The sequence below is a fragment of the Thiocapsa sp. genome, assembly GCF_011390875.1.
Lineage (GTDB): Bacteria > Pseudomonadota > Gammaproteobacteria > Chromatiales > Chromatiaceae > Thiocapsa.
Genome location: NZ_JAABRP010000152.1, coordinates 1 through 12,541 on the forward strand (window position 1 = coordinate 1; position 12,541 = coordinate 12,541).

The window sequence follows — 12,541 nt, forward strand, 5'->3', positions numbered from 1 at the left end:
CAGCCACCATAGACTCGCGGCACCGGGCGACCAGGGTGCCTCCGAGTCGGGGTCGTGGATATAGACGGGGAGGAGTCTGTCGCAGCCGACCAGCGCCGCTTGGAGCGCCGGATTGTCGTCGAGACGCAGGTCGCGACGGAACCAGAGGATAACGGTACTCGGCATTGCGGGGTGCGGTCTCGGGTCGATTCGGATCGGGTTGCGGGGTGTTCGGGAGCGAGCCTCTGGGTGTCTCGCTCCCAGTCGGAGCGACCGCCGGGGATGTTGGGCCTCGCTCTCGCTCGGCCCAACCGACGAGTCAGGTTTTCCCGATTCTTAGGATTCAATCATCCTGAACCGCGTCACCACCGGCAGTCGTCACCCGCTCAAGGGTGGGCCCGAACGACAAGCGAGTATGTCCAGCCTGACGCGGTTCAGTCCGCGAAGATCTCGTCGAAGAATCCCTGCATCAGGGTCCAAGACCGCGCATCGGCCTTGGGGTCGTAGGCGAGTGCGTCCATCCCGTAGGCGGCCGCGCCCGGGTTGGTGAAGCCGTGGCGTGCCCCCGAGTAGACGATCATCTGCCAATCGGCCTCGGCGGTGTCGAGCCCCTCTTTGAAGGCGGCGATGCGCTCGGGCGGCACGAAGCTGTCGGCCTCGCCGTGGGCGATCAGGATGCTGGGCTTGATGGCGCCGGGCTCCACGTTACTTGCCGGGGGCAGGGAGCCGTGGAAGCTCGCCACACCGTCGAGATCGGCACCGGCATAGGCCATCTGCATCACGGTGGCGCCGCCGAAGCAGTAGCCGATGGCGGCGAGCTTCTCGGTATCGACGCGGTCGCTGGCCTTCAGCGTCTCGAGTCCGGCTAGGGCGCGCTGCTGCCAGGCGGATTGATTGGCGGTGATCTGCTGCATCCAGCCTTGGGCGTCGGGCGCGTGTTCGGTGACCTTGTTGTCGCCGTACATGTCCGCGGCGAAGGCGACATAACCGAGCTCGGCAAGCATCTCGGCGCGTTTCTTCGCGTAGTCGTTGAGGCCCCACCACTCGTGGATGACGAGCACTCCGGGACGTTTGCCCTCGATCGAATCGTCGTAGCTGAGGTAGCCCGTGAGGACGGTGTCGCCGTCTCGATATTCGACGCGCTCGGTTTGAATCGCGGCGCCCGCGACAAGAGGGGCGCAGAGCAGCAACGCGGCCATTTGAGTCGATGGTCTTCTCATGAGTCTCTCCGATCCGGTGGTTGACTGAGCTTTGGAACAAGGCACGCTTGGCGGTCGGGCGCCTCGGAAGGCGGGCAACCACCGGCGTTCCCGGAAGGTCAGGCCATTCGGTCCGGATGACAACCCCGGGGCCATCGGTCCCGCGCAGCGCGCCGTCAGCGTGATTGTCACGCGATCGGCATTGCGACCGGCGCGGGACCTCTCTATCCTAATGCTGCAATGCAACAGGTTGTCGGGACGCCCCTCTCGATCCCGACTCGCTTCGCGGCGAGGGCATCACGCGTGCCCGATCAACTCATCGACATGGGCACTGACGCTGCGCCCGAGCGCGGACAGGCTGTATCCGCCTTCCAGACAGGACACGACACGCTCTTGTGCATGCCGGCGTGCCAACAGGTGGAGCTCGCGGGTGATCCAGGCATAATCGGGCTCGCGCAGATTGAAATGCGCCATGTCGTCTTCGACATGCCCGTCGAACCCCGCCGAGATCATGATCAGCTGAGGTGCGAAGGCCTCGAGCTTGGGCAGCCATGCGGCCTCCACGGCGGCGCGAAAGGCCGCCCCGTCGGTCAGCTTGGGCAGCGGCAGGTTGAGGATGTTGGGCGCTTTGGTGTCGGCACCGCATCCGGGATAGAAGGGGTGCTGGAAGCTCGAGCAGAAGAGCACGCGCTCGTCGCCGCTGAAGATCTCCTCGGTTCCGTTGCCGTGGTGGACGTCGAAATCGACGATGGCGATACGCTCGATGCCGTGTTCGGCCATTGCATGTGCGGCGCCGACGGCGACGTTGTTGAAGAGACAGAAGCCTCCGGCCGAGCGCCGTCCGGCATGATGGCCGGGCGGGCGCACGCAACAAAAGGCAGCGTGATGTTTTTCGCTCATCACCAGGTCGACCCCGAGGATGGCGCCGCCGGCCGCGCGCAGGGCAGCCGGCAGGGTATGGCTGTTCATCGCGGTGTCGCCGTCGACCCAGACCAGGACGTCGTCGACCTCCGGGGCGGCGTCGATCAGCCCTTGGACGTAGTCCGCATCATGCACGCGGGTCAACTGCGCCACGCTCGCCTCGGGTGCGTCGTAGTGGGTCACCAGCATCTCCATCCCGGAGGAGATCATGCGATCCTGGATGGCGTAGAGTCGCTCCGGACACTCGGGATGGTGTGCGCCCATCTTGTGCTGCTGACAAGAGGGATGAGAGACGAAGGCGAGGTTCATGCAAAGGTCCTCAAGGCATTGATCGCGCGCGGGACCCTGACGGCGCCCGGGCAATTCTCGTTGTCGTTCGGCGCGTTGACGCGCCCGTGTCGAATCCCTGAATCCTAGCGTTTCATCTTCGAAACGCGTCGACGCCGACACCTGTGGATGCATCCGAGACCGAGCCGATGCAGTACCTGCGCGTGTCGCGCCAGACGCGTTTCGAACGCGGTTTAGCTTAATCCTTTTTATTGCCCGGGAGGGCGATTCCATGCGCGTATCCGATATCGAACAACTCTTCACGCCCACCGCCGTCGCGGTCTTCGGCGCCAGCGACAGCGAGGGGTCCATCGGCGGCATGGTGTTTCGCAATCTGCTGGCCGGTGGTTTCAAAGGCAATGCCTATGCAATCAATCCGAAATACAAGGAGGTGGCCGGGCAGCCCTGTTATCGCGACCTGGGTCAGCTCGACAAACATGTCGACCTGGCGCTGATCGCCACGCCGGCCGATCGGGTCCCGGCGATTCTTAATCAGTGCGGCGGCTACGGGGTCAAGGTGGCGGTGGTCCACTCGGCCGGTTTCGGCGAGTACGGCGAGCGCGGGATCACCCTTCAGGAGCGGATGGTCGAGGCGGCCCGGAGCAACCGCATCCGCGTCCTCGGACCCAACTGCATCGGGGCGATGCGCCCGCAACACGGCCTGAACGCCAGCGTCGGACAGGATCTTCCGCGCCGCGGCAACGTGGCCCTGGTCTCGCAATCCGGTGCGATCTGTACGGCGATGATCGATTGGTCGGAGCGTCGGCGTATCGGCTTTTCCGCGATGGTCTCGTTGGGCGCGGCGGCGGATGTCGACTTCGGGGACGTGCTCGACTATCTCGCCCTGGACAGCCAGACGCAATGCATCCTGCTCTACGTGGAGGGGATCCGCAACGCACGGCATTTCATGAGCGGGCTGCGTGCGGCGGCGCGGCTGAAACCCGTGGTCGTGGTCAAGGCCGGGCGGCATCCGGCCGGGACCCGCGCGGTCAAGTCGCACACCGGCGCTTACGTGGGCTCGGCGGACGTGTTCCGCGCCGTTACCGAGCGCGCGGGCGTGGTGCAGGTCTCCAGCCTGGATCAACTGTTCGCGGCCGCCCAGGTCTTCGGGACGCGTCGGCGCCTGGCCGGCGACCGCATCGCGGTCATCACCAACGGCGGTGGGCCGGGCGTGCTGGCCGCGGATCGGATCATCGAGCTGGGGCTCTCGCTTGCGCAGATCAGCGATACCACACGGCAAACGCTCGAGAAGGCGTTGCCGGACCATTGGTCGCACGGCAACCCGATCGACATCATCGGCGACGCCCCGCCGGAGCGCTACCGGCTGGCCTTGGACGCCTGTCTGGCGGACCCGGAGGTCGACGGGGTGCTCTGTATCCTGGCGCCCTTGGTGTTCGGCGATCCGGTCGCCACGGCCGAGCAGGTCATCGCGGCGGCTAAAGACAGCCGCAAGCCGGTACTCGCCTGTTGGATGGGCGGAAAGCGGGTCGCCGAGGCCCAAGAGCTCTTGGCCGAGCACGACGTGCCGCATTTCGACAGCCCGGAGGTGGCGATCGACGCCTTCTCGTTCCTCGCCACCCACCAGCGCAACCAGAAGCTGCTGATGCAGTCGCCGGGTCCGCTCTCGCAGGAGGATGCGCCGGATGTCGAGGGCGCGCGCCTGATCATCGAGGGCGTCATGGCCGAGGGTCGCAAGACGCTGGGCACGGTCGAGGCGAAGGCCATCCTCTCGGCGTTCCGCATCCCGACGATGCAGGCGGTGTTGACCCGCACGCCGAACGAGGCCCTGATGGCCGCCCAGGCCCTCGGATTCCCGGTCGTCATGAAGATCAACTCGCCGGACCTGGAGCACAAATCCGATGTCGACGGCGTGCGTCTGAATATCGACGATGCCCAATCGGTGCGCCGGACCTTCACCGAGATTGTCGAGCGTGCCAAGCGGCTGCGCCCGGATGCGCGCATGGAGGGCATCACGGTCGAGCACATGGCCTCGACGCGGGCGGCACGCGAGCTGATGATCGGCGTGACCCGGGATCGGATCTTCGGGCCCGTGATCAGTTTCGGCGCCGGCGGCACCAAGGTGGAGGTCCTCGAAGACCGCGCGCTCGGTCTGCCGCCGCTCAACGCCTTCATCATCCAGACCATGATCGACCACACCCGGATCGTGCGTCTGATGGGTGCCTTTCAGCATATGCCGCCGATGAATCGCGTGGCCTTGGCAAAGATACTTCAACGGGTTTCAGAGATGGTCTGCGAGTTGCCCGAGATCCTCTCGATGGACATCAACCCGCTCATCGGCAACGACAAGGACGTTGTCGCCGTGGATGCGCGCATCAAGGTCGACTATCGTCCGCCCCAGCAGACGACCTACGGACACATGGCGATCCACCCCTATCCGAGCCATCTCATCGAGCGCGTCCAGTTGCCGGACGGCAAGGATCTGGTGATTCGACCGATTCGCCCGGAAGATGCCCAGATGGAGCAGGAGTTCGTTCGGGGGCTTTCGGAGCAAACCAAGTATTTCAGGTTCATGCAGGCGATCAAGGAACTGACACCCGAGATGTTGGTGCGCTTCACCCAGATCGACTACGACCGCGAGATGGCCCTGATCGGCGTGGTCGAGCACGACGGGGCCGACGTCCAGGTCGGCGTCGCCCGCTATATGGCCCGACCGGGTGGGGAGGCCTGCGAGTTCGCAATCGTGGTCTCCGATACCTGGCGAAACCTCGGGATCGGCGCACGATTGATGCGTTCGCTCATGCAGAATGCGCGTTCGCGCGGCTTTCGTGTGATGGACGGCGAGGTGCTGAGTGCCAACAGTCGGATGCTGGCCTTGGTCAAATCGCTCGGGTTCCGAATCGAGAGCGATCCGCAGGATATGGCGGTCAAATGGGTGAGCAAGGTGCTTTAAACCGCGTCCGGCAGCGTACGCACCTTTTCGAGTGGACAGCGCGTCGGGCGCCCATCTGCAAGGTTGGCGTCGACGCGGTTTAAAGACTTGATCGTTCGAAATGTTTACTGCGGGTGGACAAGGACGCTCGTGTCTCCCGGCGCCTACCCGGAGGGGTTCTCGGGCGTTTCGCGCAGCTTGTGCCAGAGCACGATGGAGGCGAGGACCAAGGTGATTGCGTTTGCGGCGATCACGGGCCAAGAGCCGATCAGGAGTCCGTAGAGGCCCCACAGCGCGACGCCTGCGCTGAAGAGCGCATACATCCAAAGCGAGATGGCCCGCGTGTCGCGGGTGCGCATGACCTGGGGCACGAAGGAGACGGTGGTGAGCGCCGCCGCAGCAAAACCGATGGTCTCGACCCACAGCGTCACTGCGACGCACGCCTAGACACGACCACAAGCGGCCGGTACCCGCCGGGTCCGCGAGCGGACAGTCGACCCCCATCGAGCCGACAAGCGGCAATAGACTTGCCAGTCAGCTCTCTGTTTTTAGTATTCATTTAAACCGCGTCTCGCCGACCGTCATTGGTTCGCATCACGCCGGATACGCTCCCGTCCGGTCATGCCCTTCAGAACGCGGTTTAAATGCTGACCTTGAGCTTCTGCCCCGGACGGATCTTGTTGTCGTCGGGCCGCATCTTATTGAGCTTGCGCAGCTCGGCGACCGTGATGCCGTTCTGAACCGCGACGCGATAGAGCGTCTCCTGAGGCTTGACGACATGGTAGCGCACTGCAGCGGTCGACTTCTTCTTAGCCGTCTGCGGGGCGGGCGCCTTCGCGATCTGTTTGGTGGACGCCTTCGCCGTCGGTTTCGCCGATGCCTGCACCTTGGACGACGCGCTTGAGGCCCGCCGCTCGACCTTGGCGATGGCCTGAAGGTCCACCGGCGATGCCTTGGGCTGGACACGGGCGACCATGACATTGGAGACCGGCGGCGGGTGGCTTGCGACGCGTCGTTTGGTCCCGGCCGGGAGCCACACCGTGCTGCCGGGGGGCAGATACGCACGACCGTCGCGTGCGCGGTCGCGCCAGTGCATATTGAGGTCGGCGAGGCGATACGGCGTCAGGTCATAGTGTCCGGCGAGATGATCCACCGGCATGGCGTGCTGAAGAACCAGGCGATCGTGCGGCCAAGGCTCCTCCCGGCGGACGCCTTCCGGGAAGTAACGATCGGCGTTGCGGGTCACCTCGCGGGCGGCGATGAACTCGGCGTAGAAATTTCGCGATGCGAAGCCGAAGTATTGACCCCGATAGTTTTTCACGATGTCGCCGATGTCGTTGCCGTGTTGGGCCTTGGCGTTCGCCATTCCACCCTGACCGTGGTTGTAGGAGGTGATCGCGAGCGGCCAACTTCCGAGGCGACGATGGGCCTGGGAGAGATAGCGCGCGGCACCGTCGGCCGCGATGATGGGATCGAGTCGCTCGTCGACGGTGTCGTTGACGTTCATGTACATCCGCCCGGTCGCGGGCATGAACTGCCAAACGCCCGCGGCGCCGACGCCGGATCGGGCATTGGTTTGAAACGAGGATTCCACGTGCGGGAGATAGGCAAGATCCTCCGGGACACCGTGAGCCCGCATGATCTCTCGGAAGGCGGTATCGTAACGCCCGCTGATCTCCACGCCGCGATGGAAGCGCTCGCGCAGACCGCGTTGGCTTCGCACCCGATCGGCAGCACCGTAGACCGCAGACCGGCCGCCTGACCGCTCGAGTTTCGCCAGCAGTGCCTTATCGCTGCTGCTGAGGCTTTGTCCACTGCGTACGCGCTCCTCGAGGAGCCGGAGCTCGCCCTTGTAGGCATCGGTGCGAGACCGCAGCAACTCCCGTTGCGAGTCCGTATAGCCTTCCTTGATGGGCGAGGGCAGTTTGACGACCTCGTAGATGACGTCCATGTGCTCGTTGTCGTGGATGGCGACGTCTCCGCGCCCCCAAATCCCGTAGACGTGGCGCCAGAAGTCGACATTGGGCTGGATTTCGGCCGGAACGGGGAAGGTGTCCGAGCCCGCGACCACCGCGCCTCGGGTCATGCCCTCCCCGGCGACATCGCGTTGACCGCCGTCGCTGCCGCAGCCCGCGAGACCAAGCAGGGTCATCGACAACAGCAGGAATGAAAGGCATCTGTTACTGATCGGATAGGTCGGCATGGTCCGCGTGTCCTCTCGAGCGTGATCCCGGCGCGCCTTGACCCCTGCGACGGCGGATGCTCCGAATGGGTGTACCGGCTGGTTCGGGGCAGTTGCGATGCCATGCGAATGCGCAGCGGCAACGTCGACTCGGTCAGGGCGTTCGGTGCAATCTGTTCGGCGACGGCTTGATATTGGCTCACGAAAGCCACCTTTGCAATGGACGATTGCACGGAAAACGCCTTCTTTGCTCATGTGCTGCGGTGGTCTCTTATTCTTGAAAACGCTTGAGCTTTCTTTGTCGAATCTCATATTTTTCAGCGTGATATGGTAATTGATCATCGCGATAGCTCGCTATTTCGATGAGTGTGTCAAATGAGTGAATTCGAGCCGGCTACGCCCCGCGCCTAGGCGTGAAGCGGATGGATGCCTTTCGATTCGAGTAATGAGATCAAGCGGATGAGCGGTAAGCCGATCAAGGTATTGGGGTCGTCTCCTTCAAGGCGCTCGAATAACGCGATTCCCAATCCCTCCGACTTGAAGCTGCCGGCGCAATCGAAGGGTTGCTCGCGATCGAGGTAACCTTCGATTTGTCGCCGATCGAGCGGTCTGAAATGGACGCGATACGGTTCGACGAGGGTTTGCGCGTGCCCGTTTGCCGTGTCGAGCAGACATAAGCCGGTCTGGAAGACGACAATCCGCCCCGAGGCTCGCTCCAGTTGAGCGATGGCGTTGGCGCGGTCGCCCGGCTTTCCCAGAACATCGTCATCGATACAGGCGACTTGATCCGACCCGATCACGAGCGCGTTCGGATGCATCGGCGCGATCGCCCTCGCCTTGGCCTCGGCCAGGCGCAGGACCATGACCTGGGGCGATTCGCCGGGTCGGCGTCGTTCGTCGATGTCGGGAGCGGCAGTCGTAAAGGACAGGCCCAAACGCTCCAAGAGTTGGCGCCGGTAAGGCGAGGTCGAGGCAAGGACGAGCGCTGGCGCAGGCACGTTGGGGATCCTGATGCGGTTTCCGAAGGACGCCTTTAAACCCCGCCCGGTGCGGTATGCGTCATGTGTTGGAGTGTCTCGGCCTTTTCGTGACGGCCGAGGCGCTGGATCGATCAGGCTGAAGTATAAAACAAAAAAGCCCTCGCAATCGATTGCGAGGGCTTGATTTCATGTGGCCATCCGATGGCCGGAAGGGCGCTGTCGAGAGGGCTCGCGGTCAGACCCCGCCGACGGCTCCGCCAACGACGGGCGGCTCTTTGAGCGGGGCGCCTCCCTTGGGCAGGTCGCCGCCGCTGCCGGAGGTCGGCTTCGCGCTGTCGACGTCGTCGTCGGGCTCGCGCATCGGCCGGCCGGCCATGATGTCGTCGATCTGATCCTTGCCGATCGTTTCGAACTTGAGCAGCGCATCGGCCATCGTGTGCAGCTTTTCGAGGTTGTCCTCAAGCATCTGCTTGGCGCGCTTGTAGTTGCGGTCGATGATCTGGCGCACCTCCTTGTCGATCGCCTGCGCAGTCTCGGGGGAGACTTGACGCTGCTGTGTCACCGAGCGACCGAGGAAAACCTCGCCTTCGTCCTCGGCGTAGGCCAGCGGCCCGAGGTTATCCGACAACCCGAAGCGCGTCACCATGTTGCGTGCGATATCGGTTGCACGCTCGATGTCGTTCGAGGCCCCGGTCGTCACATGCTCGGGCCCGAAGATCATTTCCTCGGCCAGACGGCCGCCGAACAGAGTCGAGAGCTGACTCTCCAACTGACGCTTGCTCATGCTGTAGCGATCGCGCTCGGGCAGGAACAGGGTCACGCCGAGCGCACGTCCGCGCGGGATGATGCTGACCTTGTGCACGGGATCGTGCTCGGGCACCAGACGCCCGACGATCGCGTGACCGGCCTCGTGATAGGCGGTCAGCTTGCGCTCGGACTCGGACATCACGATGCTGCGCCGCTCCGCACCCATCATGATCTTGTCCTTGGCACGCTCGAACATCTGCATCGAGACCTCGGTATGCCCGGCGCGGGCCGCGAAGAGTGCGGCCTCGTTGACCAGGTTGGCGAGATCCGCACCGGAGAAGCCGGGTGTCCCGCGGGCAATGGTGCGCGCAACGACGTCATCGGCGATCGGCACCTTGCGCATGTGCACCTCGAGGATCGCCGCGCGACCTGCCAAATCGGGCAGACCCACAACCACTTGGCGGTCGAACCGTCCGGGCCGCAGGAGTGCCGGGTCGAGCACGTCGGCCCGGTTGGTCGCGGCGATGACGATGATGCCCTCGTTGCCCGCAAAGCCGTCCATCTCCACCAGGAGTTGGTTGAGGGTCTGCTCGCGCTCGTCGTGACCGCCGCCCAGACCTGCACCGCGCTTACGGCCGACGGCGTCAATCTCATCGATGAAGATGATGCAGGGCGCAGCCTTTTTGGCTTGCTCGAAGAGGTCGCGAACGCGCGAGGCGCCGACACCGACGAACATCTCCACGAAATCGGAGCCCGAGATGCTGTAGAAGGGCACCTTGGCCTCGCCCGCGATCGCCCGGGCCAGCAGCGTCTTGCCGGTACCGGGAGGGCCGACCATCAGCACGCCGCGCGGGATGCGGCCGCCGAGGTTCGAGAATTTCTGCGGGTTACGCAGAAAATCCACCAGCTCGCCGACCTCTTCCTTGGCCTCCTCCACACCTGCGACGTCGCGCAGCGTGACCTTGACCTCGCCCTCGGCGTGTTGGCGTGCGCGGCTCTTGCCGAAGTTGAAGATCCCGCCGCCGCCACCGCCGCCGCCCATATTACGGCGCATGAACCAAAACCAGACCCCGATCAGGAGCAGGAAGGGGAGCCATGCAATCAGGATCTGAGCCAAAACGCTGGGGCGCTCGGGCGGCTCGGCGCGGATGCTCACGCCGTTCTCAAGAAGATCGCCGACGAGCGCGGGGTCGCCCGGATCGAAGGTCTCGAAACGGGACCCGTCGGTCCTCAGCCCCTTGATCTTCTCGTCCTGGATGGTGACCTCGCGGATCGAGCCGTCGGACAATTCCTGAAGGAATTGGCTGTAGCTGAGATTTCGGGACTCGATCTGATCGGATGTCGTCATGCTGTTGAACATCATCACCAGCCAGATGGTGACGGCGACCCACAGCAGCAGATTCAAATTTTTGGCATTCATTCTCAGGCTGTCCTCGTTGACCATCGCTTGGCCGGAGCTCCACGCTCTGCCTCACGCCATTGGCGGGTACATCGGGGCATGGGTCCGAAAACCAACGGAAACGCTGCCGCGGTCGATGACCGAACCGAGCTTACCAGTTTTGACGGTTCGGTGATCAAGCGAGCCGTTCCTCGGCGGCTCCGAACCTCTCGGGAACGCGGAGGATCGGATGCGGTCGCAGGCTCACGTCCAGACACCGGAGACCGATTTCAATGCAACCAGCCGTTCCTCTCTTGTCCGCCGGCTTCGCGGTCGGCGCGCTCTTCGGCGCCGCTGCCGTCGCGGGCTATATCGCCCTGAATGATCCCCTACCGTCGACGAGCTCGGAGGCGGATCCTGTCGTCGAGGAGCAGGCGGGTGAGCGGATCCCGACCGCTCTTGGGGTGACCGAGGCTGCCGACTCCCCTGCAGAGACGCCGCCGGACGTGCCGACGATGTCCGCGGGCGATGCGGCGACGCCGCAGGCGCTCAAAAGCCTGGAGTCCCAGATCACCGATCTGCGCTTTCGCCTGTCGAGCGTGGAACAGACCCTGAACCGCGTTCTGAGTGCCTCGGCAACGCCTGCAAGTGCCGATGAAACACGCCCGCCCGCCCCGCGCACCGCGGAAGAGCGACGCGGCGCCCTTGTGGCCGCGGGCGTCGATGCGGGCTTGGCGGAGGATCTGGTCCTGCGCGAGGCGCAGCGTTCGCTCGAGCGACTCTCGCTGCGCGATCAAGCAATTCGGGAAGGCTGGGTCGGGAGCGCCGAGTATCGCGAGGAGCTCTCTCGGATCAATGCCGATGCGCGTTCGCTGCGGGAAGACATCGGCGACGAGATCTACGACCGTTACCTCTTCGCGACGGGCGAAGACAATCGGGTGCAGATCGATTCCGTCATTCCGGGATCCGCCGCCGAGATTGCGGGTCTGCAACCGGGCGATTTGATCGAGGCTTACGCCGACGAGCGGTTGTTCGACTTCTCGGAGCTGCGCAGGAAAACCACCGAGGGCGAGTACGGGGAACAGGTTGCGGTGAAGGTCCGCCGCGGGGGCCGGGTGGTGGAGACATGGATCCCCCGCGGGCCGCTCGGCGTGACCCTGGATTCGGCGCGAGTCGAGCCCGTCCGCTGATCGCCGGCTCGCGCTAGGGTCGGCAGGGCGTCGGCCAATCTCGCCTCGGGCCGAGCGATTCGCGAAGCGGTGCGGCGCTCGGAGCGGTCCGCGGCGGGTCGAGTCTTACCGCAGGTCCTTCGCGACGTCCTGCATCAGCACGGACAAGGGACCCGCAACGGCGGGTTGGCCCGGCGGCACCGCGCAGTCGCGGCAGGATGCCGTGTAGACGCGGTCCAAGCGCACCCGGCCTGTTTCCGTGTCGCTGGCACGGATCCGCATCGCGATGGTGCCGCTGCGCTGATCCGGACGGTTCCAGGTCAATCCCGTCAGGGCAGGTTGGATGAGCACACCTCCCTCGTGCGCCTCCGAGGCATGCTCGAGCGCGATGACGCCGGCGAAGAGATCGGTACGGTTCAAGTCCTCCGCCATGATTTTCTGAATCCACCAGCGCGAGACCTCGGGAGAGGCCGAAGCGCGACCGTCAACGACCGGGGCGATCGCGAGCGCCGGGGGGCCGTCGTAGATCTCGCCGGGCGCAGTCGCTCGGGCGCCGGCCGGCGCCCGAGCCGGCGTGGGAGCCGGTGCCGGCGTCCGAGACCCGATCACCGCGGAGGTGCCGATTCCGGTCGAGGTCTCGACCGGGGCCGAGGTTGGGCTGGAGCCGCAGCCTGCCGTTACGAGGGCGTAGAGGGCGAAGAGCAGGTACGGTAATCGGCGGTGCAACATGGACAAAGACCTCGGCTGGGTTGGTCGTCGGCTGGATTGG

The 12,541-nt window shown here is 64.7% G+C and carries 10 protein-coding genes; 2 read left to right on the forward strand and 8 right to left on the reverse strand.

Going from position 1 to position 12,541, the window contains the following annotated elements; translation table 11 throughout:
* From GPT33_RS12795 to GPT33_RS12805, 3 genes are all read right to left on the reverse strand, one after another.
* On the reverse strand, positions 1 to 165 hold a 165-nt coding region (locus GPT33_RS12795; protein WP_296809539.1), incomplete at its 3' end, for a deoxyribodipyrimidine photo-lyase.
* A gap of 248 nt (positions 166 to 413) precedes the next feature.
* Positions 414 to 1,199 (reverse strand): dienelactone hydrolase family protein, encoded by a 786-nt coding sequence (locus tag GPT33_RS12800; RefSeq protein WP_296809524.1) that lies wholly within the window; start codon positions 1,197 to 1,199, stop codon positions 414 to 416.
* A 276-nt stretch (positions 1,200 to 1,475) separates the two neighbouring features.
* Positions 1,476 to 2,408 (reverse strand): histone deacetylase family protein, encoded by a 933-nt coding sequence (locus GPT33_RS12805; protein ID WP_296809525.1) that lies wholly within the window; start codon positions 2,406 to 2,408, stop codon positions 1,476 to 1,478.
* Between the two features lie 250 nt (positions 2,409 to 2,658).
* On the opposite strand from GPT33_RS12805, the gene GPT33_RS12810 reads away from it, so the two are divergent.
* Entirely contained in the window at positions 2,659 to 5,337 is a 2,679-nt protein-coding gene (locus tag GPT33_RS12810) for a bifunctional acetate--CoA ligase family protein/GNAT family N-acetyltransferase (protein ID WP_296809527.1), read from the forward strand.
* A 143-nt stretch (positions 5,338 to 5,480) separates the two neighbouring features.
* Here GPT33_RS12810 and GPT33_RS12815 read toward each other — a convergent pair whose 3' ends face one another.
* From GPT33_RS12815 to ftsH, 4 genes are all read right to left on the reverse strand, one after another.
* On the reverse strand, positions 5,481 to 5,747 hold the full coding sequence (locus tag GPT33_RS12815; protein WP_296809529.1) for a SemiSWEET transporter: 267 nt from the start codon (positions 5,745 to 5,747) through the stop codon (positions 5,481 to 5,483).
* 209 nt (positions 5,748 to 5,956) lie between these two features.
* Complete coding sequence (locus GPT33_RS12820; RefSeq protein WP_296809530.1) at positions 5,957 to 7,519, reverse strand: lytic transglycosylase domain-containing protein; 1,563 nt, start codon at positions 7,517 to 7,519, stop codon at positions 5,957 to 5,959.
* 386 nt (positions 7,520 to 7,905) lie between these two features.
* Complete coding sequence (locus GPT33_RS12825; protein ID WP_296809532.1) at positions 7,906 to 8,496, reverse strand: Maf family protein; 591 nt, start codon at positions 8,494 to 8,496, stop codon at positions 7,906 to 7,908.
* Positions 8,497 to 8,713: 217 nt separating this feature from the next.
* Positions 8,714 to 10,645 carry an ATP-dependent zinc metalloprotease FtsH gene (gene ftsH / locus GPT33_RS12830; RefSeq protein ID WP_296809533.1) on the reverse strand — a complete coding sequence of 644 codons (1,932 nt, stop codon included), beginning with the start codon at positions 10,643 to 10,645 and terminating at the stop codon, positions 8,714 to 8,716.
* A 251-nt stretch (positions 10,646 to 10,896) separates the two neighbouring features.
* Between ftsH and GPT33_RS12835 the strand changes: the two genes are divergently transcribed.
* Positions 10,897 to 11,793, forward strand: coding sequence for a PDZ domain-containing protein (locus GPT33_RS12835; protein WP_296809535.1), 897 nt, complete (start codon positions 10,897 to 10,899; stop codon positions 11,791 to 11,793).
* Positions 11,794 to 11,898: 105 nt separating this feature from the next.
* Here the strand turns inward: GPT33_RS12835 and GPT33_RS12840 are convergent.
* A partial coding sequence (locus GPT33_RS12840; protein ID WP_296809537.1) for a hypothetical protein occupies positions 11,899 to 12,541 on the reverse strand: 643 nt, incomplete at its 5' end.

Bases quoted from the DNA above. Each gene is read 5' to 3' on its own strand.
- GPT33_RS12800 (WP_296809524.1), bottom strand. From the start codon at position 1,199: ATGAGAAGACCATCGACTCAAATGGCCGCGTTGCTGCTCTGCGCCCCT.
- GPT33_RS12805 (WP_296809525.1), bottom strand. From the start codon at position 2,408: ATGAACCTCGCCTTCGTCTCTCATCCCTCTTGTCAGCAGCACAAGATG.
- GPT33_RS12810 (WP_296809527.1), top strand. From the start codon at position 2,659: ATGCGCGTATCCGATATCGAACAACTCTTCACGCCCACCGCCGTCGCG.
- GPT33_RS12820 (WP_296809530.1), bottom strand. From the start codon at position 7,519: ATGCCGACCTATCCGATCAGTAACAGATGCCTTTCATTCCTGCTGTTG.
- ftsH (WP_296809533.1), bottom strand. From the start codon at position 10,645: ATGAATGCCAAAAATTTGAATCTGCTGCTGTGGGTCGCCGTCACCATC.
- GPT33_RS12835 (WP_296809535.1), top strand. From the start codon at position 10,897: ATGCAACCAGCCGTTCCTCTCTTGTCCGCCGGCTTCGCGGTCGGCGCG.